The organism is Sphingomonas sp. CFBP 13706, from assembly GCF_014842355.1.
Taxonomy (GTDB): Bacteria; Pseudomonadota; Alphaproteobacteria; order Sphingomonadales; family Sphingomonadaceae; genus Sphingomonas; species Sphingomonas aerolata.
On the sequence record NZ_JACYVM010000010.1, the window covers coordinates 99,052 to 123,963 of the forward strand.

The window sequence follows — 24,912 nt, forward strand, 5'->3', positions numbered from 1 at the left end:
CACAAACCACGAACGGGCATCATCCATGCCATGGAACAGCGGATCATTCATGCCTGCGGTCACGAGCAGGCTCACTATCTTTCCGGCTTTGACAGCCAGCAGGAGCGAAAGGCCAAGTGGCTCAAGACGACTACCTGTCGAGACTGCTTCGTTGCGGAGAAGCGGGCTGAAGAGGTCGCCGCGGCAGCGTTAAGCAGCGCAGCTGTCTCACACCTTGCTCTTCCACCTCTAACCGGCACCGATCGGCAAATCGGCTGGGCGTTGACGATCAGGACCAAGCGGCTCGCAGCGCTGACCAACTCAAACAGCGACGCCGACTGTAACGCATGCCTTCGGATCACTGACGCCAAATGGTGGATCGATTGCCGCGATCTGACTGACGTCGATCTGAGGGCAGCCGCGAACGGAGCGTCAAACATGCAATGCGTGCCGACGCTTATGGCATCGACCACGAATCCCACGATTGCCCTCTAAAGGCATAGGCCGACCCCGCGATCCACGCCGGTAAGCCAGACGCCTATTTGTGCAAGCAGGATCTAGACCCCCTGAATACGGTGTTCAATTTCGCTGCTACCGACCCTGTTTGAACGGGATTTGTGTTCAAACCACATGCTCACTCAGGGTATACCCAGACTGACATAGAGGCCTGATAGGTTCGGCCTGATGTCAGAGCTCGTATTGTGTCGCATCTTTCAAAGTGGCACATGCTCCTTAGAAGCATTGAGTAGGAGCACCACGATGGCTACGCAGTCCATAGACGTTAAGGTTGCCAGTAACGGTCGTATGATTCTGCCGGCATCGGTTCGCAAGGCGATGGGGCTCCACGGAGATGCGAAGGTCATTTTGACGGTTGAGGACGATCAGGTCCGTCTGTCACCGATTGGTCACGGGGTTTCTCGCGCTCAGGCGCTTTATCGAGAGCATGCCAAGCAGGTCCGAACAATCGACGACTTCCTATCTGATCGCAAGGCAGAGGCCGTCACCGAGGCAGGCGAGTCTCCGCATTCGGACCGGCAGGGAGATCCGGTATGACATCTGTTGTAATGGATGCATCTGCGGTGCTGGCGCTGGTTCGGGATGAACCAGGCGCCGACAAGGTCACACCTCACGTCGGACGAGCAGCGATTTCCGCCATCAACCTGCAGGAGGTTATCAAGGAACTCCTGCTTGGTGGTTTGGGCACAGCCACCATCCGCGAGATCCTAGACGAGCTTCGTCTCGATGTACGTCCTCACGACGTGGAGGCCGCGTATGCGGCCGCTGAGCTGCACACTCAAACGAAGGAGTTTGGGCGCGGCCTTGGTGATCGCTCCTGTCTAGCGCTTGCGATCCTACTTGGCGTTCCCGCCCTCACTGCAGATCGCGAGTGGAAGAAGGTAAAGGCCAAAGGGCTCAAGATGGAGCATATCCGCTAGCAGCCGTCGCCAAAAGCGGTCAGCTAAGGATTCCCGTTTTCCCGTGTCGTTTAGGCTTTTTCGAGAAAATCGATTTGGGAACAGATTTCGAGAAAACGGCACCCAACACCAGTGCTTTTCAGGCGTTGAGCTGGGTATTCCCCACTCGACCTTCCTTTTTGGGAAAGCCCTGGTTTTCCCGACCGGCGTTCCTTTAGCGAGGTTGGTTAGCGGCGAGGCGCTATGCGGAAGGAGCAAGTGCTTCGATAATCCGACAGTCGGCGACGGTGTTGCGGCTACAGGAATCTATCAACGCGTCGAGTTCACCAGCAAGCGCGGTAAGGTCCGCGATCTTCCGTCTAATCGCGTCGCGGTGTTGGTTAGCAACGACATCGACGGCGATGCAGGACTGATCGCGGTGATCGGCAAGCCCCATCAACTCGCGCACCTGGTCGATTGAAAAGCCAAGATCGCGCGCACGCCGAATGAAGGACAGGCGGCGCAGATGCGCGCCCTCATAGGTCCGATAGTTCCCCGCCGATCGCGCAGGTGCCGGCAGCAAGCCAATCTGCTCATAGTAGCGGATCGTTTCGACCTTCGTACCGGTCGCACCGGCCAGTTTTCCGATCGTCAGTTTCTCAGACATAGCGCTTGACCCTCTAGCGACTAGAGGGTGCATATAGGCTGTCAGATCGATTCTATCGAGGTGGCGAACATGGCCTGCACAAGCTGCGCGTCCGACAAGGCGGGTACTCTCAACGATCCAAAGTGGCGCCGGGCGCTATGGATCGCGCTCGCCATCAATGGCGGCATGTTCGTTATCGAGATCATAGCCGGCATCACGGGCGGATCAAAGGCGCTGCAAGCCGACGCACTCGACTTTTTTGGCGATACTGCGAACTACGCAATCAGTCTTGGTGTTGCCGGAATGGCGATAGCCTGGCGCGCACGCGCTGCGATGTTGAAGGGGGCGACGCTTGCTTTGCTAGGCGTCTATGTCCTGTTCGCGGCGGGATGGGGTGCGCTCCACGACGCGACGCCCCATGCCGAGATTATGGGCGTGGTTGGCATCGCCGCGTTGATCGCGAACCTTGTCGTCGCGGTCATGCTGTACCGCTTCCGAAGCGGTGACGCGAACATGAGGTCGGTATGGATTTGCTCGCGCAATGACGCGATCGGCAACATCGCCGTCGTGCTAGCCGCAGGCGGGGTGTTCGGTCTCAACAGCGCGTGGCCTGATCTTGCCGTCGCCGCCTTGATGGCTGTGTTGGGAATATCGGGCGGTGTTCAGATCATGCGGCAGGCACGCGCCGAAATGCGTAGCGAGCCCTCACCCGTCCCCGCTACTTACCAGCAGTCGTTACATGGCAGTCGGTAAGCTGCTAAGGCGCGGCCCGATGCACCGCCTTTCCGCCCTGTTCCTCAGTTTCATGCTCGTGCTTATGCTCGGGCTTGGATCAGTCGCGCATGCGACCGAAGGAGTGACGTGCATTGATACCGCAGCGGTCAGCTCCCTCGATCATTGCGACGGCGACGCTGACCAAGTGCCGGCAGACGCCGACAAGGCGTATCCTTACCATCATGGCGGTTGCCACGGCCATCATGTGGGTGTGCCGATCGCGTCCGGTTCAACCGGACCAGCCAGCAGCGTTTGTGTGACTGCATCGGTGTGGCGCAATGCGCCCAAGGCCCCGGTAGCGTCGGACCCAGCCCTACGTCCTCCCCAAGCCTGATCGACGCCTAATTCCGCCGGAAAGCCCGTGCGGACGCCCAAGGTTCGTCAGGAGTCCATTACCCATGCACCGTTTTATTGCGGCCTTATTGGTCGCGGCGTCGTGCGCGTCGATCGCACAGGCGCAGTCAGCCGATCCAACATCGACCAGTCCCCCGCTCACCCTTGAGCAGGCGCTTTCGCTTGCCGGAGCGACCGCCCCCAGCCTTGAGGCTGCCACAGCAGGCGTCCGGGCAGCAGAGGCAGGCCGCACGGTTGCCGGCTACCGCCCGAACCCGTCGATTGTCGCCGAGACCGAGAACATTGCCGGCAGCGGTCAATATCGCGGTCTTCGTAGCGCGGAGACAACGGCAGGTCTGGCACTACCGATCGAGTTGGGTGGCAAACGATCGGCACGGATCGCCGTCGCGGACGCGATTGGTAATCGAGCGCGGCTAGGTACGGCGCTGGCCGAGGCTGATCTACGGCTTGCCATCACGCAGCTCTACATCGAGGCGACAGCAGCGGAGCGTCGGCTTGTGACCGCGCGCGAGCAGGCCGGCATCGCCCGCGAGGCATCGCGCGCAGCCGGCGTCCGCGTTCAGGCGGGGCGAGCATCGCCGCTCGAACAGCAGCGCGCCGATGTATTGCGGATCAATGCGGAGACAGCCGTGGAGCGCTCGGAGCGGCTTGCGGAGGTCGCGCGGAGCAATCTTGCCCGACGGATCGGACAACCTCTCACAGGACCGTTGGACTTGGCGTGGTTCGGCCGTGTCGAGGGCTTTGGTCCAATGCGGCCGATCGAGACCGCAGGGACACTGGCATTGGCGGCGACACGCGCGGACGTGACAACGGCAGAGGCACAGGTGCGGCTTGCCAGGTCGCAGCGCATTCCCGACGTGACACTCAGCGCCAGCGCACGACGGCTTGAGGCTACGAACGACGTGGCAGCAGTGTTCGGGCTGTCGATCCCGTTTCCCTTGTTCAACAACGGCAAGGCGGCAGTGGCGCAGGCGCGGGCGCAGACCGATCAGGCCCAGGCGTTACGTCGCGCGGCCGAGCTGGATACCGCGCAGGACATCGCAAGCGCACAGGCGAACGTCGCGAATGCCGCGACGACCGCCCGTAACGCCAGCGGGCCGGCATTGGCATCGGCACGTGAAGCCGCTCGTATTGCCCGGATCGGCTACCGGGAGGGCAAGTTCGGTCAGCTCGATTTGCTCGATGCAGAACGTACCCTGTCCGAAACACGAACCGCCGCGATCGATGCGCTCGCCACCTATCACGACGCCAAGGCACGCCTCGAACGGCTCGTTGCCGCAGCGCCCTCGCCCGAGGAAACCAATCAATGACGAAGATCATCATACGGGCGCTCGCGCCTGTGACCCTGGCTATCCTCCTTGCCGGGTGCGGCGGGGGTGGCACCAGCGAGGCCGGTGAGAAGGCCGGGGCCGAGAAGACGGAAGGTGCCGAGGCGGGCGAAACCAAGGGGGGGCCAAAGGATACCGTCACCCTGTCCGCGCAGCAGATCGCGGATGCCGGGATAGAGGTCACGCGTCCGACAGTAGGCGGCGTGGCCGGAGCGATCGAGCTATCGGCGACGATCGAGGGCGATCCTCAGGGTGTGCAGGTTGTGTCCACCTCCGTAGGCGGTCGGCTGGTTTCCCTCACCCGCAATCTCGGGCAGTCAGTCGGCCGGGGCGACCCGCTGGCTATCATCGAGAGCCGGGAAGCGGCATCGCTGAAAGCGGAAGTGGAGGCCGCGCGTGCGCGGTCCGCACTCGCCCAATCCAACCTTCGCCGCGAACAGCGCCTATTTGCCGAACGTGTTTCGCCAGAGCAGGATCTGGTCGCAGCACGGACGGCCGCGACGGAGGCCAGCATTGCCCTTCGCCTGGCACAGCAGCAGTTGTCAGCGACGGGTAGCGGGGGCGGTGCGCTTAACCGCATCGCGGTTCGCTCGCCGATCGCTGGTCAGGTCATCGCGCGATCGGCCACCCTCGGGCAGGCAGTCGCGGCCGATGCAGAGCTGTTCCGTGTCGCCAACCTGTCGAAGGTCACTGTCACCACATCACTTGTCCCCAGCGATGCCGGTCGGGTGAAACCCGGCGTGCGTGTCGAAGTGACGGCGCCGGGGCGCCGTCAGGAGGGGCGTGTCACGTTCGTGTCCCCCATTCTGGACGAGACGACCCGATTGGTGCCGGTGATCGCTACCCTCGACAACGCCGGCAGCACATGGCGCGTCGGCGAAACGGTCAACGTATCGATCCTCGTTCCTGCGACCGGGGACCGCACCGTCGCTGTGCCATCGGCCGCAGTGCAGATGATCGAGGACAAGTCGTTTGTCTTTGTCCGGACTGCGACAGGTTTCCGGGCAATCCCGGTGACGCTTGGCCGCACCAATGGCGGACAGGTCACCGTAACGGCAGGCCTTACCGGATCGGAGCGCATCGCTTCCACCAACAGCTTCACGCTCAAAGCCGAACTCGGCAAGGGTGCGGGCGGGGATGAGGACTGAGCCATGATCGGTCGCATCGTCACCCTCTCCGTCGAGAAGCGGTGGCTCGTCCTGCTTCTCACCATCGCGGCTGCATTGTTCGGGATTGGCGCGCTGCGTCAGCTTCCGATCGACGCCGTACCCGACATCACCAACAACCAGGTGCAGATCAACGTCGTTGCTCCTGCCCTCTCCCCCGATCAAATTGAGAAGCAGGTTGCGTTCACGGTCGAAACCGCGCTCGCGGGCATTCCGGGCCTTGAATATACCCGCTCGCTAAGCCGCAATGGCTTTGCCCAGATCACAGCAGTTTTCGGTGAAAAGACCGATATCTACTTTGCGCGTGCGCAGGTCGCGGAACGCCTGCGAACTGCCGAGGAAGACCTTCCCGAAGGCGTGAACCCCGAGATGGGGCCGATCGCCACAGGGCTTGGCGATATCTTCATGTGGACCGTCGAATACCGCGAGCTGGATCAGGTCCATCATCGCAACGGCGAACCCGGCCTGCAACGCGATGCTAGCTATATCACCCCTGAGGGGGATCACCTCGTCAGCGACGCCGACAAGGCGACCTACTTGCGCACAGTGCAGGATTGGATCGTCACGCCGCAGCTAAAAAGCACGGACGGGCTTGCTGGCGTCGACTCCCTTGGTGGCTACACCAAGGAATATCTCGTTATTCCAGACATACAGCGCATGGCGGCAATGCGGCTGACGCTTCAGGATCTCACCACCGCCCTTCAACGCAGCAATACCAGCGCGGGCGCTGGCGTGGTCAACCGCAACGGCGAAGGGTTGGCGGTTCGATCGGATGGGCGTGTCCGCAACGCCGACGAGCTGGCCCGTACCGTCGTTGCCACCCGCGAGAGCGTTCCGATTCTGCTCAACCAGATCGCGACCGTTCGCACCGGGCAGGCGCTACGCATGGGATCGGCGTCGGAAAACGGCCATGAGGTTGTCGTCGGCACCGCGGTTATGCGGATCGGGGAGAATAGCCGCACGGTGTCGACGGGCGTTGCCGAACGGCTGACGCAGATCGGCCGCTCATTGCCGGTCGATGTTGTCGTGAAGCCGGTCATGAACCGGACCGAGCTGGTGAACTCCACGATCGCCACGGTTGCCCGCAACCTTGCCGAGGGTGCGGTGCTGGTGATCGTCGTTCTGTTTGCGCTGCTTGGCAATTTCCGCGCGGCGCTGATCGCGGCCTGCGTCATTCCGATCACGATGCTGCTGACCAGCATCGGCATGTTGGAGGCGGGCGTTTCGGCCAATCTGATGAGCCTTGGTGCGCTCGATTTTGGTCTGATCGTTGATGGCGCGGTCATTATCGTGGAGAACGCATTACGGCGTTTGGGAGAGGCGCAGCATGGTCGTGATGACGTGCTGACTATCGAGCAACGTCTTGGGATTGTCGCGGCATCGGCGCGCGAGATGATCCGGCCATCGGTGTACGGGCAGGCTATCATCATCCTGGTCTATGCGCCGTTGCTCACCTTCACGGGTGTCGAGGGCAAGATGTTCGAGCCGATGGCGCTGACGGTCATCATCGCCCTGGTGTTCGCCTTCATCTTGTCGCTGACCTTCATACCGGCAGCGATTGCGGTCTGGCTCAGCAAGCGGGTCGAGGAGAAGGAAAGCCGCGTCGTCACGTTCCTCCGGCAGCGCTATGAGCCGGGACTCGATGCGGCAATGCGCCAGCCCACCCTCACCATCGGCGTCGCGATCGGCGCGCTGGCGCTTGCCGGTGCCGCTTTTACGACATTGGGGCAGGAGTTCTTGCCGCAGCTCGATGAGGGCAACATCCTCGTGCAGGCGGTCCGCATCCCCGGCACATCGGTCGATCAGAGCCAGGCGATGCAATTCCAGGTGGAAAAGGCACTCGCCAAGGCCCCTGAGGTCCGCTTCGCCTTCTCGCGCACCGGTACGTCCGAAATCGCATCGGACCCAATGCCGCCTAACGCGACTGACACCTTCGTCATCCTGAAGCTGAAGAAGGAGTGGCCTGACCCCGGCCTGTCCAAGGAAGAGCTGGTCGAGCGGCTGGAAAAGCGCCTCTCCACTCTGCCCGGCAATGCCTATGAGATCACTCAGCCGATCCAGATGCGCTTCAACGAGCTGATTGCAGGCGTGCGCGGCGATATCGCGATCAAGGTCTTTGGCGATGACTTTGGCGAGATGAACGCGACCGCAGATCGGATCGCCGGCATCCTTCGAAAGACGCGGGGTGCAGCAGACGTGCGGGTTGAACAAACCGAAGGTTTGCCGATGCTCGATATCCGGCCGAACCGTACCGCCATGTCCCGCGTCGGGGTAACGGCCGGTGACGTGCAGGACACGGTTGCTGCAGCCATTGGCGGCCGACAGGCTGGCGTGATTTTTGAAGGCGATCGTCGCTTCCCGGTCGTGATCCGGATGGCGGAAAGCTCGCGCTCTGATCTGACGGCGGTTGCTCAGGTGCCGGTGCCGACCGGCAGTGGCGGCTTCGTACCGCTATCGACAGTGGCGGATATCGCCGTGGTCGATGGTCCCAACCAGATCAGTCGCGAGAACGGCAAGCGGCGTGTCGTGGTGCAGGCCAACGTGCGTGATCGGGACGTTGCCGGTGTCGTGGCTGATGCCCGGTCAGCCATCGACGCTCAGGTGAAATTGCCGCCCGGCACGTATCTCGAATGGGGCGGTCAGTTCGAGAACCTGGCATCCGCCCGCGATCGGCTCAGCGTCGTGGTGCCGATATGCTTCGTGGTCATCATGTTCCTGCTCTACGGCGCGCTAGGCTCCGTCAGGGATGCGTTGATCGTGTTTACCGGCGTTCCGCTGGCGTTGGTCGGAGGCATCCTTGCGCTGGTGCTAAGAGGCATGCCGTTCTCTATTTCAGCGGCAGTCGGCTTCATCGCGCTATCAGGGGTCGCGGTCCTCAACGGGCTGGTCATGGTGTCGTCCATCCATGATCTGATGCGGCAAGGCATGGATCGTGCGGTAGCGGCGCATCAGGGCGCTCTGGCACGGCTCCGGCCGGTTGCGATGACGGCCCTCGTCGCGTCACTAGGCTTCGTGCCGATGGCGCTTGGGCATGGGGCTGGAGCCGAGGTGCAAAAGCCGCTGGCGACCGTCGTGATTGGCGGCCTGATATCCGCAACCCTGCTCACCTTGTTCGTGCTGCCGACCCTCTATGCTCGTTTCGGACAGCGCGAGCTGCCAGCTCCATCAGGGGGGCACATTGAACTGCCGCCTTTGGCTCATGACAGCGTGGGAGCTTAAGCTATGCAAGCCGTTGCCTTCACGCTCATTCCCGTCGCCGCCGTACTGATCGGTTCGCTTTTTGCGGTATCGAAACGGCCAAGTGATGCCCTCGTAAGCGCCATGCAGCATTTGGCGGCAGGCGTCGTGTTCGCCGCAGCGGCAGCCGAGATTCTGCCCCAGGTGATGCACGAAGGTTCTCCGATCGCGACATTCACTGGCGGCGCGTTGGGCATAGTCGTGATGCTGTCGCTCAAAGCCCTTGAGGGTCGCGCCAGTGGGCCGATCGCTATGCTGGGTGCAGTCGCAGTCGACATCCTGATCGACGGGCTTGTTCTCGGGTTGGCATTCGTCGCTGGCGGGAAGGCTGGCGTGTTGCTGACGATCGCGTTGACGCTGGAGGTGCTGTTGCTCGGACTGACCGTGACAACCGAGTTGGGCGAGACGATCAAGTCCAAAGCGCGTATCATCGGGATTACGATGGGGATCGCGTTGTTGCTGCCGATCGGTGCGGCGATAGCGACGCCAGTTGCGACGTTTCCGCCCGTCGTCATCGCCGGGTTTCTCAGTTTCGGTCTGATGGCGCTGCTCTACCTCGTGACGGAAGAGCTGTTGGTCGAAGCGCATGAGAAGCGAGACACCCCGCTCATCAGCGCGATGTTCTTCATCGGGTTCCTGGGATTGCTCCTGATCGAGGAGGTATTGGGCTGACCGCTCGACGTGGAACGTCCTGGACCGATGATGATGACGCCGAGCTTCGTTGGCGTATCGAGGCCAGGCAGACGCTGGCGGTAATCGCGCGCGAGATGGGACGAACGATGGATGCGGTTCGGGGAAGAGCCTCAACCCTGAGGGTAACTCTCCGCTCGACGCAGCGACCGTGGCGGGACGGCGTGCCGCGCCGAGTAGACGTAGACTAGAAAATAGGGGCGGTTGCCCGCCCCTATCCATCCTTTAGCCGTGCTTCATGCCGCCCTTGGCATGATCGCAGCAGTCAGCAGCCTTGGCTTTTGCGCCATCCTTGCAGCAGTCCGCACCGTCCTTGCAGCACGCCATGTCGGCGCAGCAATTGGCGACAGCGGCGAATGCGCCAGTCGACAGGGTGAGGGCGAAGGCAGCGCTGATGAGCTTGAACTTGGTCATGATATTCTCCGAAATTTACGTGTGATGGTGTTCGACGTCACACGGTTTGCGGAGGGGGTGTGGCCGGAGCGTATGCCATGCCCAAAAGGCCGGTCTGTGGAGCCGGCCAAGGCGATAGACGGGAGGACGGAACCAGCTCGATATGCTCGACCGTTTCGCCGGCAACAGCAACGCACGGTATGGCGCAGGCCGACGCAGGGGCCTTTTTGATGGGAGCGCCTGCTGACTTGCTGGCACAGTCCATCATCGCGGACGCAGCCGGAGGCGCGGCCATCGCCATCGTCTCGCAGAGCGGGCCAAGCCGGACCAGCAACATCACCGCCAGGACGAAAAACGCCATGGAATGCAATATCTTGGAGATAGGGCGAACCCGGCGTTTCATTGGATGCATCTAGAAGTAGGTAATCCGATGCACAATGACGCAGTTGGTAGCTTATCGGGTCAGCCGGGTTTTTGCCTTCCGTCTTAGATTCCCAATTTACCATCGATTCCGAGAACGCCGATGCCCCCTCGCCAGCCGTTCGTTTATGGGAAAGGCGCGTGCCGCATTAGGCCGTGAGGTGCTAACGCAATCACATTATCAAGATTTGGCTTCGTTCCGACGCATCCCACGAGCAACATCGCAAGCGGTCTGGCGAAGTCTGTTAGTGTAATACAGGATAGCGAAGTCTCTCGCCTTCGGGACTTGCGCGGCTGGGATAGGGCCATCGTCTAATCGGCCAGACCAAAGACCTACACCATAGCGGAACTGCCACAATCTCACCTGCAATGGCGAAAGGTTCTCGCTTGCCGCAGTCAGAAGGTCACCTTGGTAAATACGTTCTGCTGCCCAGCGAAGCGGGCTGACGATTTCTGCGATCTTTGGCTCCAAGGCCACTGTGTCTACAGGAACTCCGCATTGATAGTCTGAGGCGAGCAACGATACGACGCTCGTTGATGAGGGCCAAGGCAAGTCATTTTCTGCCGCAATACGCGCCAGGATGCTCTGACTATCGTCCCTTACCGACAATAAGTTTGCTGTGGGCCGCACAAGAGCTTGTAGCGCCACCAGAGCAGTTAACAGGATAAGCCACACACGCCCAAATCGCATCTAACAGCCCCAGTAATCTATCGACTGTCCGCATTTTCACCGTACCCGTGGCGGATTTGCAAGCTACCCGATCAGCAACGCTGTCACGAAACGGCAGACCCGACACTTCCCAAAATACCATCCTATCGGGAAAAGCGAGCAGCGGTCAGTTGCGGTCAGGCGAGGATCGTTTCATCCTGTTGTTGCCCCCTAAAGGCCTGACAGAGCCTCGCAGGTTTGCGCGATGAACTCGCGGGGTGATCGATAGCGCAAAGCGCGGTGCGGATGCACCTCGTTATAATGGTCGAACTAGCCGGGCAGTTGGTCGATCACGCTCTGCGCATTCGGCCTGGGGTTCACACGGACATAATCGCGCTTGAGGGTGCGAACGAACGCTTCAGCCATGCCATTCGATTGAGGACTACTTACCGGGGTCGTGCGCGGGATCAGCCCAATGCCCCGGGCGAAGGCACGCGTGGTGCGAGCGGTGTAGCAGCTGCCGTTATCGGTGAGCCACTCGATCGGCTCGGGCACGCGGTTCACCTGGCCGTAGCGATGCTCGACCGTGGCGACCATCAAGTCCTGGACGTCCTCTGCGGTGATGCCGCCCGTCGTCGCCACGTGTCCCATCGCCTCGCGGTCGCAGCAGTCGAGCGCGAATGCGACACGTACTTTCTCACCATTGTCGCAGGTGATCTCCAACCCGTCGGAGCACCAGCGGGTGTTGCGCAGGTCGACGGCAACCCGGCCGTCGTGACGTCGTTCCTCGCGGCGTTCGCCGTCTCGCTGTAGCAGCAGACCGTGCACCTTCATGACGCGGTAGACACGTTTCGGATTGGGCGCTTCGCGCCCGGTCTTTTCGGCCTGCCGACGGAGCAGAGCATGAACGCGGCGATAGCCATAGGTCGGTAAATCGGCGACGAGCACGCGGATGTCTTCGACCAACTGGGCATCCGGCAGCGGTGGTCGTCCGCGTGGTCGGGACGCTGGACGATGGCGCATTGCGGACAGGTGTGGGCGAGCGATGCCGACTGCCTCTGCGACGGCGCTCACCGTCCATCCCGTGGCAACGAGGTCGAGCGCAACAGCAGTTTTTTTGGGCCTGCGGCCCGGGACACGGCCTCGCGGAGCAGCTCGTTCTCCATGGCCTTCTTGCCGAGCAGCCGGTGTAGTTCACGCACCTGCGCCTCGAGCGCACGGTATTCGGACGCCGGCACCACCTCCTCGCCAGCTGCTGCTGCGGTCAGTGCACCCTGCGCCATCAGGCGCCTCCAGGTGAAAATCTGATTGCCACCGATGCCGTGCCGGCGGGCGACGAGCGACACGCTCATACCGGGCAGATACGTCTCCTCGACGATCCGCACCTTTTCCTCCGGTGTCCACCGCCTCCGGCGCTGAACACCGGAGAGAACCTCGCCTTCGTTGTAACGCCTGGTCGTACCGTCAGTCATATACCTCACTCTTATCTAAGAGCGGGGCCCTGTCAGGTCATTTAGGGGGCCACCTCACATCCCCACCGTCAGAGCGCAAAATAGTCGTGGGCCAACAGTGCATGGAAACCCGCGCAGCGTCGACCGGGGATGCCGGGGGGAAGGGTCGGGTACTCCGGGAAACTAAAGAACACACCGGACGGCAACGCTATAACGACGCGGCGTTTGTCATAGAGTGCTACATCGCCGCCCCGACAAGCATACGCTGCACCGTTGCCGTCGATCCCGCAGGAGGCATCGTCGGATTTCAATCATTGAAGAATGGTCGTCCGGATCGTTAAGCTAAGCGTCTTCTAAATAGCGGCGCAGAGGGTCACACTGATGATATTAGCTTTCGTCCTCATGTTACAAACTGCGCCGCCCCCGCCGCCAGCATTCGGTGGACACCTATTCCCCGCTCCAATCATCGAAAAGACGGCGGTCGGACAATGCGGCAAAGCGGACGCCACAGTGCGCATCGTTCAACAAACTGCCACCCCTGAACGAGCTTGGAGTCAGTCGGTTGCGGTCGCTATCGGCAGATTGGGGATCTCCGGACCAGACTCAATCCGGCTCAACGAGGCGGTAGCCAAATTCGGAGCGATCTCCTCAATGCACATAAATTGCGCTGCTGGTGAACCAGCCCAGCTGCGGTTCAACGGACCAGTAAGCGAGATTGTGGCAGGAAATGAGATGGCGGCGAGAAAAGTGCTTTTGGTGGACATCCAGGATACCCGGATTACGGCCATCAGATAGTCATTCCGCTTTCGGGCAGTCTTTGGTGGTTAAGTTGTATCACTTCGTTCTGATGCAAAACCTTTTAAGTTTTGCATCAAGCATGGCCGGTTGCGAGCCAACTCGGCTATTCCCCGAAATAGCATCCAAACCGGGACGGTCGGGGCGCTACGCGTACGATTCCGAACATCCTCTAGCCGCCCATCTAATCGGTAGCCGGCGTCACCCACACGAACGGTTCCGACCTAGGCTCCAGCAAATTGCACATGCTCTCTGTTCCAGTCACGGCCCGTCTCACGCCAGAGCGCGTGAGCAGGAGCGGACCGCCTCAAGCCGTCACGGCCGGCCCGGCAACCAGCCACATGGTCATCGCGGCGCGGTCGCGCTCGGTGCACGGCCCGTGGGAGAACTGCCCGCACAACCCGCTCGTCCGCACGCTCGACGCCAGCGAGAAATGGTGGTCGCGCGGCCACGCCTCGCTCGTCGACGGTCCGGATGGTCGGACCTGGGCCGTGTATCACGGGTTCGAGGCGGGCTTCTGGACGCTGGGGCGGCAGACGTTGCTCGATCCCGTCGAATGGGGCGCGGATGACTGGCCGCGCATGACGGGGGGCGACCTGTCGCGCCCGATCCTCAAATCTGCCGGCGGCCAGCGCGTCCCGCACGGCCTTGCGCTGTCCGACGACTTCCGGACGCTGAGGCTCGGATCGACCTGGAACTTTTTCAAGCCGTCGCCGACCGAACGATCGCGCGTATCGGTGCGCGACAGCGCGCTGATGCTGAAGGCGGCGGGGACGACGCCGAGCGACTCCCGCCCGCTGCTGCTGATTCCCGGCGACACCGGCTATGAATTCGAGTGCGAGGTCGAGATCGACCCGGGGGTGAATGCCGGCCTGCTGCTCTTCTACGACGAGAAGCTCTATTGCGGCCTTGCCTTCGACCAGAAGACGTTGCTGGCGCCGCAATATGGCAAGATGCGCGGTCGCCCGGAACCGTCACCGGGTCGGCGGTTGCGGATCCGCACGACGAACGACCGCCACACCGTCACCCATCACACGAGCGTCGACGGCGGGCGAACCTGGAAGCGCTTCGAACGCAGCATGGACGTCTCGGGCTATCATCATAACGTCCGATGGGGCTTTCTCAGCCTCAAGCCAGGCCTCTATGCGGCGGGCAAGGGCGAGGCGCGGTTTCGGGATTTCCAGTACCGCGCCCTGTAGCGCAGTCGGTCGCGCTAGGGCCGGACGGTCACGATCACTCGGCGGTAACGGGTCAGCGGCGGTGTGCCGCGAACGGTGGCCGCCAGCACGAAATGCGCTTCGCAGGGCTGCGTGACCGCAGGCGTGCAAAAGCTGTGCTCATAAAGTTTCTCGGTACTCAACAGCGCGATCTCCGCGGTGCATAATACGGCGCGGGCAGGCGACCCTCGCATCCATCCCGTTGCCCTGCTTTTGGCTGACGAGGCCGGCAATCATGTCGGCGGCCTAGGGGGCGAATACGCCTACGATTGGCTCTTCGTGGAACTTCTCGCCGTCCCAGGAAGATATCGGGGCAGAAACTATGGCAAGACTCTTATGGAACGGGCTGAGGAGATTGCCCGCGCAAAATTCGATGTATTCGGAACCTTAGACGACTATCCCGTGGGTCAGAAGACATTATTCCTTCGTAAGCGCTTCCCAGCGGCGTCAGGCGGCGTCCGCTAACGCCACCTGACTTCCCGAAAGCTACCGGTCCGCTTTCCTCTCCAACTCGGACTTTCCCGCAATCCGATCGGTTGCCGGGAAAACCGGACCCTCGACAACTTCTGGTTGCGTCGTCACATAAGCTATCGCGAAATAGTAAAGAGGGAGCTGAGGATGCGTAAGAATGCCCGAGAGCGATATTTACCGGTCGCTATGTTTCCTGCGATCATGCCCGTTATCATGTTGCCGGGGATGAAACCTGATCTTTCGCCGTATCTGTATTACGGAATCTGGGCCCTCTCGCTTGGCTTGGCAATCATGGGCGTTACCTGGATGGCAAACGGTGCGCCGCCAAACCGCGAAATACGCTCGGTTGCAGAGCTTCAGTCCAGTCCCGTAGTTCGATCGTTTGCGAGACAGTCGGTGCGCTCATAATGCAGCAATCAAGACCTCTGCACATCTCAAAGGATTAGTACCGTGCGCGTGATATTCGACGACTCAATCGACCTCGGCTTCGCAGTCGCTGCTTTGATATCTGGCACAGTCGATAGGAGCGAAATCGCCGATTGGGCTGCACGCGTAATTGACGAAGTGGAAGACCCACCGACCTATATCTACGTCATGCTCGACATGGAGCGCTACCACGGACGCGGTCTTCATGACGAGATTGGATTTACGCCAGCCACCGGCGTAAATTCTGACGACGAATTTCAGTACCTCCGTGAAATCGCAGTACGTCGCGGCAAGGAAGGCTCCGAATATCTCGGGGGTAAGAGTCCTGTCAGCCTGGGTACGGTCCGCACGGCTTATATAGATAATCTACTCAAAATTAATTTCGGATTAGATGTTCAATCATTACCGCCATTGTACCTAGGGGACGCTTCGCGCATCCCATAGATTTCGAGAAGCAGGCTCATGTAGCCTTCCCTGATGTCCATGAGACCGGCGGCAGCTTACCACCTCGATAGTATACGAGGTCCGTCGCCAGCGATTTCCGAAAGTCGATCCTTTTCGAAAGGCGGCAACTGCCCAATGTCTGCTATCGCCACCCGCCTTCCCGAAAGCAGCCTGTCTGCTTTCCTCCCCTTTATCGCCGTTCAGCCGTCTGATGTGTAAAAAACCCAGTCGCAATCACGACTGTGCGACAAACTGGTGTTTTCGGTTATCCCGTCAATGTTATTTAGCGCTGGCCAGCCACGCAACGAACATCGGCGTTTTAGGGCGCGATCATCCGTGCTGTTGTCACCGAACTCCGGATATAGGCGACCAGCTAAGTGGGCCAGCACGCTACACCGTTAAGCGCGGGATACCCAACCCCGCCAGGTGAACGCAGCGTAGAAAAGTTCCACGTCCTTGAAGCCAGCATCGCGCAAGCACGTCTCATCTTCTTCGGGCGTCAGCAGTGCCAAGCTGGCGCCCACGGCTACGCGCGCCTGTTCGGTTTGAGCTGGGTCGGCACCGGACGCAACCGCATACGCGGCATAGCGTGCGAGCCAGCGCGTGCGGAACGGTTCGTTCTGCGGAAAACTCGAATGCACCACGACCAGCGGGGCGCCCGGCTTCATGCGGCGGTGCATCTCGCTCAGTGTACGTACGCGCTCATTGCGATCGAGGAAATGAAGCGTGAGGAGGCAGGTTGCAGCATCGAACGGGCCAGCGGGCGCAGCATCGATATAGCCCTCGATCAGGTCAGCGCGGTCGGCATCCTCGCCCATTGTTTCGCGCGCTAGATCAAGCATCGGTCCGGCTGGGTCGACGCCCGTAAAGTGCCAGCCAGCTTGCGCCTGGGCCAATACCTTTAGTTCGAGCCCACCACCGGCACCGAGCACAAGCACGTGGGCGTCGGCTGGCGCGTGCTCGGATAGCAAGAGCGCCGTCATGCGATGCACCGCGTCGATGCCGGGTGTGAAGCGCCGAGGACCATCAGCGTAGTGCGCGATGCGCTCGCGATCGGAGAACATCTCGAGGAACATCCGATTGTTAACAGGCATGAGTTTCCCTTTTGAAGCTGGGTCGGGCGAAGAGCGAGGCGTTCGCGTCATTCGCGATGTACGATTTCGAGATCGACGGATTTGCCGCAGGTGACCATCCGAGCGTGGAAGTCAGCACTCAGTTCGGTGAGCGTCACCGCGTTGAAGCGGTCGAGCAGCAGCGTTTTCGCATCTTGGAAAGCGTCGTTCAGCGCGCCGTTGACCGCCTGTTCGACCAGGCAGCCCGGTGCTTCAGTGCGGTTGCCCATAGCGAACAGCTCAGGTTCGCCAAGAGCTCCGTAGACGTCGCGCAACGTGACGGAGGCAAGATCACGGGCGATCGTCCAACCGCCGCCATGCCCCTTCTCCGAGCGAACGAAGCCGGCATCGCGCAAGCCCGCCATGATGCGACGGATGACCACCGGGTTGGTCTGCATCGCCTTGGCCATCGTCTCAGATGTCACCGGCCCTTCCACCTCGGCCATGTGAAGGAGGACGTGCAATACGCCCGACAATCTGCTGTCTCGCTTCATGCAACATCATATGTTGCATGAGCATCGTCGCGTCAAGATGCGAGTGAGGGCCCCCCCGTCGCAAGCCGTGAATGCCCGACAGCAGCAAGCCTGCAATTCCGCGACCGGCAGCGCCAAGCGCCACATCGTGGTTGTCTAGCCTGCCGCTCGAAGAGGCGTCGATGATGCCCGCTGTTGGTTCGCAGTCGAGCGTTATGGGTACAAACTCCTCCGGCGATGAACTGTGTGTCACGCGCAACCCGCTCCCTTTCGGAACATGGAATGTTGCAACGCGGCAACAACATCGTATGATACGCTATATCATGTCGCTTGCAGATTGAGGCCTATGTCCGATAACAACGGTAACCCTATCGCCATTCACGAACTGGCGCTTGCCTACGGCAACCATCGCGTTCTCGACGGTCTTTCGCTTACCGTTCCTGCCGGCAGCATCACGGCGTTGCTGGGCGGCAACGGAGCGGGCAAGTCGACCACCTTGTCCGCTCTGCTTGGCTTTGTGCGCGCCGATGCGGGACAGATCGCAGTCTGCGGCATCGATCCAGGGGCTGACGCTGACACGGCACGCCGACGCATTGCCTATCTCCCCGAGAACGTCGCGCTGTACGAGCATCTGAGCGCGGTCGAAAATGCCGATTACCTGTTGGCACTCGCCGATCAACGTCAGGACCGAGGAACGATCACCGCTGCGCTGGCTGCTGCCGGATTGCAGGACCGGGCGTGGGACCAGCGGCTGGGCGGCTTCTCCAAGGGGATGCGGCAGAAGGTTGCGATTGCAGTGGCGCTGCTGCGCGAAGTCCCGGTGCTGCTGCTCGACGAGCCGACCTCTGGTCTCGACCCGCGCGCAACCGCCGACTTCAACGCGTTGCTCCTGAAAGTACGCGACCGCGGCACCGCGGTGCTTATGGTAACGCACGACCTCTTATCCGCGGCCGATGTCGCCGACCGCATAGCCTTCCTTGAACAGGGCCGGATCGTCGAGGATGTCACGGCGACCGGATCTGAACGGTTCGATATTCGGGCCCTGCACGCCCGGTTCCAGGCCGGCATAGGGACCCGTGCGGCATGAGTGCGATCCACCTGATTGCACGTGACGAACTTCGGTTGATGGCGCGCAATCGCGTCGCGGTGATCGCGCTTGTCCTGCTCGTCCTGCTGACCCTGGCGGCTGTACTCAGTTCATGGTCGCACCAACGCAGCATCGCGGAGCTGCGCATCCGGCATCAGCAGGTGGCTGCTGCGGCGTTCAAGGCTCAACCTGATCGCCACCCGCACCGCATGGTCCATTACGGCACCTTCATCTATCGTCCGCTGGGAGCGTTGGCCGCGTTCGATCCCGGTGTCGACGCTTTCACGGGCAACAGCATGTTCCTCGAAGGCCACCGCCAGAACAGCGCCAATTTCGGCGACGTCCGGCAAAGCTCCTTGCTGGTCCGTTTTGGGCAACTCACCCCCGCCTTCGTCCTTCAGGTGGTCGCCCCATTACTGCTGATCTTCCTGGGCTTCGGCGTGCTGGCGCGAGAGACCGAACGAGGAACACTGCGATTACTGATGCTGCAGGGTGTCTCGCGCGGACAGCTCGTGCGTGGCAAGCTTGCCGCGCTCGGGATCGTCGCCTTGATCGTCGGATTGCCGGCGATGGTCGGTTTTGTCGCAGTCGTCGCGCAACCCGGTACGCTGGCGTTGCCAATGGCCGCCATCGGGCTAGGCTATGCGCTGTATCTTGCATTGTGGGTCGTCCTGATCCTGCTCGCGTCGGGCTTTGCTTGGCGAGGGCGCGATGCCCTGCTTGCACTGCTGGCAATATGGACGGTCGCGGTCGTGCTGGTGCCGCGCATCGCCCCCGACATTGCGGGGGCCGCGGTGCCGCTCCAGAACCGTCTTCAGACCGATGTCGCCATCGCGCGCGACCTGCGCCAGCTGGGCGACAGTCACAATCCCGATGATCCGCATCTGGCAGCCTTCAAGCAGTCTGTCCTGCAGCGCTACGGGGTAACCCGGGTCGAGGATCTGCCGGTGAACTACAAAGGACTGCTCGCGATGGAGGGGGAGCGGCTGACGTCCGGCCTGTTCGATCGCTATGCAGGTGCCAGCTTCGCGGCGCAGACCGCTCAGAACCGGTTGGTCGATGCGATCGGTGTGCTGAGCCCAACGATCGCGATCCGCGCGCTGTCGATGGCTGCGGCGGACACCGACTTTGCCGGACATCGCCGCTTCCTTGAACAGGCAGAAACGTATCGCTACGCCCTTGTGCAGCGTCTCAACCGGATGGAGGCGAAGAATGTCAGCTACGCCGACGATATAGCCGAGGATGCGGGTGCCGATCGCCGCAAGCGGATCGCAGCGGACAATTGGCAACAGATGCCTGATTTCGCCTTCGTTGCGCCAAGCGCCGCGACGCTCGCGACCGCGGCGCTTCCTGGGATCATTATTCTGGGACTATGGCTGGCCGTCGCCACACTGCTGCTCACGCGTGTGACCCGTCGTCTGGGAGCCCGTCAATGACGCTGTGGATGCATGAACTGCGCCTGTTGCTCCGTGCGCGACTAAGCGTCGTGGCACTGATCCTGATGGCTATACTCACCGCCGCTGCTGTCACCGCAGGCATGGTGGAAATCTCCCGGCAGCGCACCGCAATCGCCGCAATCCCGGCCGCGCAAGCAGAAGACATCGCAGCCGTTGCCGACTATGTCGATCGGACCAAGGACGCAGGCAGTGCGGGCTATTACAGCTTCCACCCAACCTGGGACGCACCGTCCCCGTTGGCCTTCGCCGCACTTGGGATGCGCGACGTCTCGCCCTACATCCTGCGCGTCCGCGCGTTGGGGCTGGAAGCGCAGATCTATGACGGCGACGTTTTCAATCCTGAACTCGCTCTGCCGGGCCGGTTCGATTTCGCTTTCGTGCTTGTCTTCCTCGCGCCGCTGTTCGTGGCGGCGCTGTTCCATGATCTGACGTCCGGCGAACGCGAGGCGGGGCGGCTGCGAATGCTGGATGCCCTACCGCGGGGCGGCGCAATGCTGCTGCGGCGACGTATGCTGTTGCGTATCGCGCTGTTATGGGCCGCGCTTGCCGTGCCCTTCCTCGTTGCCGCGGTAGCGTCCGGCGTCGGGGGCGCATCCATTCTCGCGGTCCTCGCCGTGATCCTTGCCTACCTTCTGTTCTGGATGGCGCTCGCCGCACTGGTCGCGAGACTCCGCTGGAGTTCGGTCGCAAACGCTGCAACGCTGGCAGCGTGCTGGCTTGTACTGGTGCTCGTCCTGCCGACACTGGCGCACGTCGCAATCAACCGCGCCGTGCCGATCGGTCAGGGCGCAGAGATCGCGCTGGCCCAGCGCGAGATGGTCAACCGCGCCTGGGACATTCCCCGCGAAACGACAATGCGCCGCTTCTATGTCGGTCATCCCGAATGGGCGGACTCCGCCCCACTCGGGTCCACCTTTCATTACAAATGGTATTTCGCCTTCCATCAGGTCGGGGATGAAAGCGTCGCGACCAAGGTCCGTGCTTATCGAAGCGGGTTGGAACGCCGCGATGCCGCGGCGCGCATGCTTGGGTGGGTGCTGCCTTCGGTGGGAGTACAGGCTTTACTGACCAGGCTGGCTGACACCGACGTTCGCGCACAGCTGGCATATCAAGACCGAGTGCGTGCCTTCCACGCCAGGCTGCGCAATTTCTACTACGGGTATCTGTTTCGCGACCGGCCGTTTGGCAGAGCCGACTTTGGCCGGGCGCCGAGCTTTACCACTCGAATAAATGCCGCGGGTGGATCCGGCGAGACTGCCGACCTGTGACGATACCGCCCCTCCACGGCGGTGATCGCTAACCCGGCGCTACCAGGCCTTCCGCGCCTCAAAAAAGCGGCCATCAGCAATTCGCCAAACATAATAAGATAACATCACCTAAGGGGATCTACATGCGATCTTTCGCGATAGCGCTTGCCGCCACCGCTGCGATGCCGATGCCTGCGTTGGCGCAGGAGGTCGTTCGGGAAGCCGACGCAGTCGAAGACGACGATGAGGCCGGCGAGATCATCGTTACCGGCAGCCGTTTTGGTGGCCGCACGGCAACGCAATCGTCGACGCCAGTGGACGCCATATCGCGCGAGGCGCTGCAACAAAGCGGGCGTGTCGATCTCATCCAGATGCTGAAGGTTCAGGTGCCGAGCTTCAGCGCTCCGCGACCGCTGGCATCAGGTGTCGGCGATTTCATCCAGCCACCGTCCCTGCGCGGACTAGGGGCCGGCGAACTGCTCGTGCTGATCAATGGTAAACGTCGCCACACCACGGCCGACCTCAATTCGAGCAACGGCATCGGGCGCGGCGACGTCGCGGTTGATTTCAACGCCATCCCGACCCTTGCCATGTCGAGGATCGAAGTGCTGCGCGATGGTGCTGCCGCCCAATACGGCTCGGACGCGATCTCGGGGGTCATCAACATGATCCTCGACCGCTCGCTCGGCACCATCGCGCAGGCGGGCTATGTGCAGACCACGAAGGGCGACGGCGACACCTACGAGGCAAGTGCCTCCACAGGCATCCCGCTCGGAGCGAACGGCGTCCTGCGCCTGACCGCGGCTTACCAAGACCGGGATGGCACCAATCGTGCGCGGGCGGATACGCGGCAGCAGTATTTCGGGACGAACGCCGTTGGTAGGCCAGTCGCGCCTTCTGGCAACTATGGCTCCGGTGTTGGACTGACACCATCGAACGGGACGCTTGACCCGCGGGAAGCCGGGTTCGACCGGAACGTATTCCAGCAGGGCGATCAGCCAAACCGAAACTACCAGCTCTTCTACAACCTCGTCGCGCCCCTGCCAGGGGGGACCGAACTTTACAGCTTTGGAGGGTACAATCGCCTCGATGGCGACATCCAGTATTTCTTCCGCCGTCCTGGACAGGACGAGACGGTACGCGCGCTCTACCCGGACGGTTACAGCCCGGGCCTCGACACCAGGCTGGAGAACATTTCCACCGCGATCGGTCTGCGTGGAGACGACCTGGCGGGGTTCGGTTGGGACCTGTCGACCGTCTATGGCGTCAGTACCGTCCGCACGACTTACGTCGACAGTGTCAACGTGTCCTTGGGGGCTGCCTCCCCATCGCGCTTTTACCGTGGCGGTAGCGACTTTTATCAATGGACCTCGAACCTCGATTTCACGCGAGAGATTCCGGTCGGTGACGATCAGCCGTTCAGACTGGCTTTCGGCGCCGAGTATCGCGAGGAAGCCTACCGTCTTTTCTCGGGGGCGCCCGATGGCTATCGCAATGGCGGGGTATTGATCCCGGATGGGCCCAACGCCGGTCGTCCGGGGCCGATAGGTTCGCAACCCGGACCAAGCAACGGACCCGATGATCGTGCGTCGATCGCTCGGAACAGCGTCGCGTTGTATGGCGAAGTGGAAAAGCAGTTCGGCCGGCTGCTGTTATCAGGTGCGGCCAGGCATGAACGTTATTCCGACTTCGGCAGTACCACGAATTTCAAGGCTGCCGGGCGGCTCGGTTTGTTCGGCGGGCTTGCGCTGCGAGGCTCTTACAACACCGGCTTTCGCGCGCCTGCGCTGGCACAGTCCGGCTATAACGCATCGAATACGCTGATCCTCAACGGCGCCCAAGCGATCGTGCGGGTGGCGGCAGTCGACAATCCTGCGGCGCGGCTCGCAGGCGCGACCGATCTGAAACCTGAACAGTCACGCAACGTGTCTATCGGAACCGTCTTCGAGGCCGGCGGTTTCACGGCGACACTCGATGCCTACCGGATCAAGGTGCGTGATCGCATCGCCATCTCATCGACCTTTCAGGACGCCCGCCTGACCAACTATCTGGCCGCCAATGGGCAGTCTGGCTTCGCTGCATTGTCGTTCCTGACCAACGCGGTCGATACGGAGACAAAGGGCATCGATCTGGTCATGAATTACCGACATCGCTTTGGAGACCGAAGCCGTATCACGGCCACGCTTGCGGGCAATTATAACAAGACGACGTTCGATAGGATCGCGGGCACCCCGGCGCCAATCGCGGCGCTCGGCATCACCACGCCGCTCTTTGACCTGACCCAGCAGCTCCGCTTTTCGGACAGCCTACCTCGCGACAAGATCACGCTGGATCTGAGTTATGCGCGAGGGCCGTTTACGTTCTCCGTCACGAACACCCGGTATGGTCGCGTCGCGACGGTAGCGTTGCTCAATCGTACGCCGGCTCAAGTCGCAGCATTGGTACAGGGCTATGACGTTCGCTTGGTTCCCTCGGTAGGTAGTGCGGCGAACTCGGACATCATCCAGCGCTTTGGTGCCAAGATTCTGACGGATATCGATGTCAGCTGGCAGGCAACACGTGCATTAAGGCTGAGCGTAGGAGCGCAGAACGTCTTCAACATCTACCCGGATGAGAATATCGCCTCAACGGTCTCCAGTGTTGCGGTCGGGAGCAATGGCGCCGACAATGCTGGCACCCAGCCTTACAACGCCGTTTCTCCCTTCGGATTTAACGGTCGATCCGTGTTTATTCGCGGGAGTCTGAATTTCTGAATCAAGCTGGGCTGCCGATCAACGCGGATCTTCCGCACCGGCACAGTGTCTCATCCGGTTTGTCGATCGGTTTCTAAGATTGATCCCCGACGCCGTCGATCAGAAGGCCAGTATGTCATGGCATATCACACTGGCACGGATGTATTTCGTGTGCGGGCCATCTTCCCGCAGCGCCGGCTTTTCACCAACCTCTTCAGGAAAGTAGCCGATGTTGCCTCCGGCCGAAAAATAACGGGTGCGCCGTCAGCTACGCGAACATCACTCTCATGTGCCTCGCGGCCGTTCGTTCGGCCTTGCGAACTTCGCCAAAGTCCGACGCTCCGAATTGTCGCGGTGCCGCGACCAGCGCATAAAACCGGTCGTGAACAGGATCATGGGCAGTATACCCGCAACCAGCGCGAGCAGCCGGCCGGTGAGCCCGAACGCCTCACCGCCATGCAGCGGGTGGAGCCAGTTTAGCACCGTGTCGCCGCTACTCTCCGCACGGCCGTCACGCACGGCAAGGATGCGACCATCATGGGGATCGAACCAGACATTGGTGCGCGGGAAGCGTCGGCTCGGCTCGCCGGGGCGGGCGAGATTGATACGGACCGCCCCTGTGGGGGTCGCCGGCGTTTCGATCCAGGCCAGCGCAGCGTCGGGAAAGCGCCAACGTGCACGCATGATCAGCGCGTCGATGGTCAAGCGGGTGCTTCCTGGCATCACGGCCGGCTTGGGTGTCTGGTAAAGCGTCGAGACGCTGGAGATGATCGGCCGCGTCTGGTCGGGCAGGTCGAGCATCACCCCCGTCGCGGTCACGACCAGCAACAGGATCAGTCCGGCAAGGCCGGTCAGCTTGTGCCAGTCGTATAGTCGCCGGATGGCAGGGCGTGCGTCTTGAACCGCAACGCGCGCCACCAGCCCCCTGCTCGCGGCCACCACGCCCATATACCGCTCGCCAGCAGCACCA

21 protein-coding genes and 2 pseudogenes are annotated in these 24,912 nt (G+C 61.6%); 15 read left to right on the forward strand and 8 right to left on the reverse strand.

Annotation, left to right across the window (positions count from 1 at the left end; all coding sequences use genetic code 11):
• Window positions 1–30: 30 nt before the first annotated feature.
• The 3 genes from IFS44_RS16435 to IFS44_RS16445 all read left to right on the forward strand — a co-directional run bounded on the left by IFS44_RS16435 (window position 31) and on the right by IFS44_RS16445 (window position 1,415).
• Complete coding sequence (locus tag IFS44_RS16435) at window positions 31–474, forward strand: hypothetical protein (RefSeq protein ID WP_192099263.1); 444 nt, start codon at window positions 31–33, stop codon at window positions 472–474.
• A gap of 264 nt (window positions 475–738) precedes the next feature.
• Window positions 739–1,032: an AbrB/MazE/SpoVT family DNA-binding domain-containing protein gene (locus tag IFS44_RS16440; protein WP_192099264.1), complete on the forward strand. Its 294-nt coding sequence runs from the start codon at window positions 739–741 to the stop codon at window positions 1,030–1,032.
• Window positions 1,029–1,415 (forward strand): type II toxin-antitoxin system VapC family toxin, encoded by a 387-nt coding sequence (locus IFS44_RS16445; protein WP_192099265.1) that lies wholly within the window; start codon window positions 1,029–1,031, stop codon window positions 1,413–1,415. Before IFS44_RS16440 ends, IFS44_RS16445 begins: the two co-directional genes overlap by 4 nt.
• 220 nt (window positions 1,416–1,635) lie before the next feature.
• On the opposite strand, the gene IFS44_RS16450 is transcribed toward IFS44_RS16445, so the two are convergent.
• Window positions 1,636–2,040 (reverse strand): MerR family transcriptional regulator, encoded by a 405-nt coding sequence (locus IFS44_RS16450; protein WP_192099266.1) that lies wholly within the window; start codon window positions 2,038–2,040, stop codon window positions 1,636–1,638.
• A gap of 69 nt (window positions 2,041–2,109) precedes the next feature.
• Between IFS44_RS16450 and IFS44_RS16455 the strand changes: the two genes are divergently transcribed.
• The 5 genes from IFS44_RS16455 to IFS44_RS16475 all read left to right on the forward strand — a co-directional run bounded on the left by IFS44_RS16455 (window position 2,110) and on the right by IFS44_RS16475 (window position 9,550).
• The gene (locus IFS44_RS16455; RefSeq protein WP_192099286.1) at window positions 2,110–2,772 is read left to right on the forward strand and encodes a cation transporter; all 663 of its coding nucleotides are present in this window, start codon (window positions 2,110–2,112) and stop codon (window positions 2,770–2,772) included.
• Window positions 2,773–3,191: 419 nt separating this feature from the next.
• Window positions 3,192–4,457, forward strand: a complete 1,266-nt coding sequence (locus IFS44_RS16460; protein ID WP_192099267.1) for a TolC family protein — start codon at window positions 3,192–3,194, stop codon at window positions 4,455–4,457.
• Window positions 4,454–5,623: an efflux RND transporter periplasmic adaptor subunit gene (locus IFS44_RS16465; RefSeq protein WP_192099268.1), complete on the forward strand. Its 1,170-nt coding sequence runs from the start codon at window positions 4,454–4,456 to the stop codon at window positions 5,621–5,623. The genes IFS44_RS16460 and IFS44_RS16465 overlap by 4 nt, the downstream gene beginning before the upstream one ends.
• A 3-nt stretch (window positions 5,624–5,626) precedes the next feature.
• The gene (locus IFS44_RS16470; RefSeq protein ID WP_192099269.1) at window positions 5,627–8,860 is read left to right on the forward strand and encodes an efflux RND transporter permease subunit; all 3,234 of its coding nucleotides are present in this window, start codon (window positions 5,627–5,629) and stop codon (window positions 8,858–8,860) included.
• A 3-nt stretch (window positions 8,861–8,863) separates the two neighbouring features.
• A complete protein-coding gene (locus IFS44_RS16475) occupies window positions 8,864–9,550 on the forward strand; it encodes a ZIP family metal transporter (protein ID WP_192099270.1) in 687 nt (228 codons plus the stop codon).
• Window positions 9,551–9,793: 243 nt separating this feature from the next.
• Here IFS44_RS16475 and IFS44_RS16480 read toward each other — a convergent pair whose 3' ends face one another.
• The 3 genes and pseudogenes from IFS44_RS16480 to IFS44_RS16485 all read right to left on the reverse strand — a co-directional run bounded on the left by IFS44_RS16480 (window position 9,794) and on the right by IFS44_RS16485 (window position 12,502).
• Window positions 9,794–9,982, reverse strand: a complete 189-nt coding sequence (locus IFS44_RS16480; RefSeq protein ID WP_041394287.1) for a hypothetical protein — start codon at window positions 9,980–9,982, stop codon at window positions 9,794–9,796.
• 37 nt (window positions 9,983–10,019) lie between these two features.
• Complete coding sequence (locus IFS44_RS21915; protein WP_206757855.1) at window positions 10,020–10,322, reverse strand: hypothetical protein; 303 nt, start codon at window positions 10,320–10,322, stop codon at window positions 10,020–10,022.
• A 939-nt stretch (window positions 10,323–11,261) separates the two neighbouring features.
• Window positions 11,262–12,502: pseudogene (locus IFS44_RS16485) on the reverse strand (IS3 family transposase).
• 1,091 nt (window positions 12,503–13,593) lie between these two features.
• Here IFS44_RS16485 and IFS44_RS16490 point away from each other — a divergent pair.
• Window positions 13,594–14,475, forward strand: a pseudogene (locus IFS44_RS16490) (family 43 glycosylhydrolase); the annotation flags it as partial.
• A gap of 14 nt (window positions 14,476–14,489) precedes the next feature.
• On the opposite strand, the gene IFS44_RS21920 reads toward IFS44_RS16490, so the two are convergent.
• On the reverse strand, window positions 14,490–14,636 hold the full coding sequence (locus IFS44_RS21920) for a hypothetical protein (RefSeq protein ID WP_206757856.1): 147 nt from the start codon (window positions 14,634–14,636) through the stop codon (window positions 14,490–14,492).
• 16 nt (window positions 14,637–14,652) lie between these two features.
• Between IFS44_RS21920 and IFS44_RS16495 the strand changes: the two genes are divergently transcribed.
• Window positions 14,653–14,958 (forward strand): GNAT family N-acetyltransferase, encoded by a 306-nt coding sequence (locus IFS44_RS16495; protein WP_342366456.1) that lies wholly within the window; start codon window positions 14,653–14,655, stop codon window positions 14,956–14,958.
• Between the two features lie 456 nt (window positions 14,959–15,414).
• Window positions 15,415–15,834 (forward strand): hypothetical protein, encoded by a 420-nt coding sequence (locus IFS44_RS16500; RefSeq protein ID WP_192099272.1) that lies wholly within the window; start codon window positions 15,415–15,417, stop codon window positions 15,832–15,834.
• A gap of 398 nt (window positions 15,835–16,232) precedes the next feature.
• On the opposite strand, the gene IFS44_RS16505 is transcribed toward IFS44_RS16500, so the two are convergent.
• Entirely contained in the window at window positions 16,233–16,910 is a 678-nt protein-coding gene (locus tag IFS44_RS16505; protein ID WP_244650377.1) for a class I SAM-dependent methyltransferase, read from the reverse strand.
• A gap of 65 nt (window positions 16,911–16,975) precedes the next feature.
• A complete protein-coding gene (locus tag IFS44_RS16510) occupies window positions 16,976–17,440 on the reverse strand; it encodes an Rrf2 family transcriptional regulator (RefSeq protein ID WP_192099274.1) in 465 nt (154 codons plus the stop codon).
• A 325-nt stretch (window positions 17,441–17,765) separates the two neighbouring features.
• Between IFS44_RS16510 and IFS44_RS16515 the strand changes: the two genes are divergently transcribed.
• The 4 genes from IFS44_RS16515 to IFS44_RS16530 all read left to right on the forward strand — a co-directional run bounded on the left by IFS44_RS16515 (window position 17,766) and on the right by IFS44_RS16530 (window position 23,963).
• Complete coding sequence (locus IFS44_RS16515; protein WP_192099275.1) at window positions 17,766–18,506, forward strand: ABC transporter ATP-binding protein; 741 nt, start codon at window positions 17,766–17,768, stop codon at window positions 18,504–18,506.
• Window positions 18,503–19,942, forward strand: coding sequence for an ABC transporter permease (locus tag IFS44_RS16520; RefSeq protein WP_192099276.1), 1,440 nt, complete (start codon window positions 18,503–18,505; stop codon window positions 19,940–19,942). The genes IFS44_RS16515 and IFS44_RS16520 overlap by 4 nt, the downstream gene beginning before the upstream one ends.
• Window positions 19,939–21,231, forward strand: coding sequence for a DUF3526 domain-containing protein (locus tag IFS44_RS16525; RefSeq protein ID WP_192099277.1), 1,293 nt, complete (start codon window positions 19,939–19,941; stop codon window positions 21,229–21,231). Before IFS44_RS16520 ends, IFS44_RS16525 begins: the two co-directional genes overlap by 4 nt.
• A 122-nt stretch (window positions 21,232–21,353) precedes the next feature.
• Window positions 21,354–23,963 (forward strand): TonB-dependent receptor plug domain-containing protein, encoded by a 2,610-nt coding sequence (locus IFS44_RS16530; protein WP_197977920.1) that lies wholly within the window; start codon window positions 21,354–21,356, stop codon window positions 23,961–23,963.
• Between the two features lie 264 nt (window positions 23,964–24,227).
• Here the strand turns inward: IFS44_RS16530 and IFS44_RS16535 are convergent.
• Window positions 24,228–24,912, reverse strand: a 685-nt coding sequence (locus IFS44_RS16535) for a PepSY-associated TM helix domain-containing protein (protein WP_206757857.1), incomplete at its 5' end; no start/stop codon positions are given.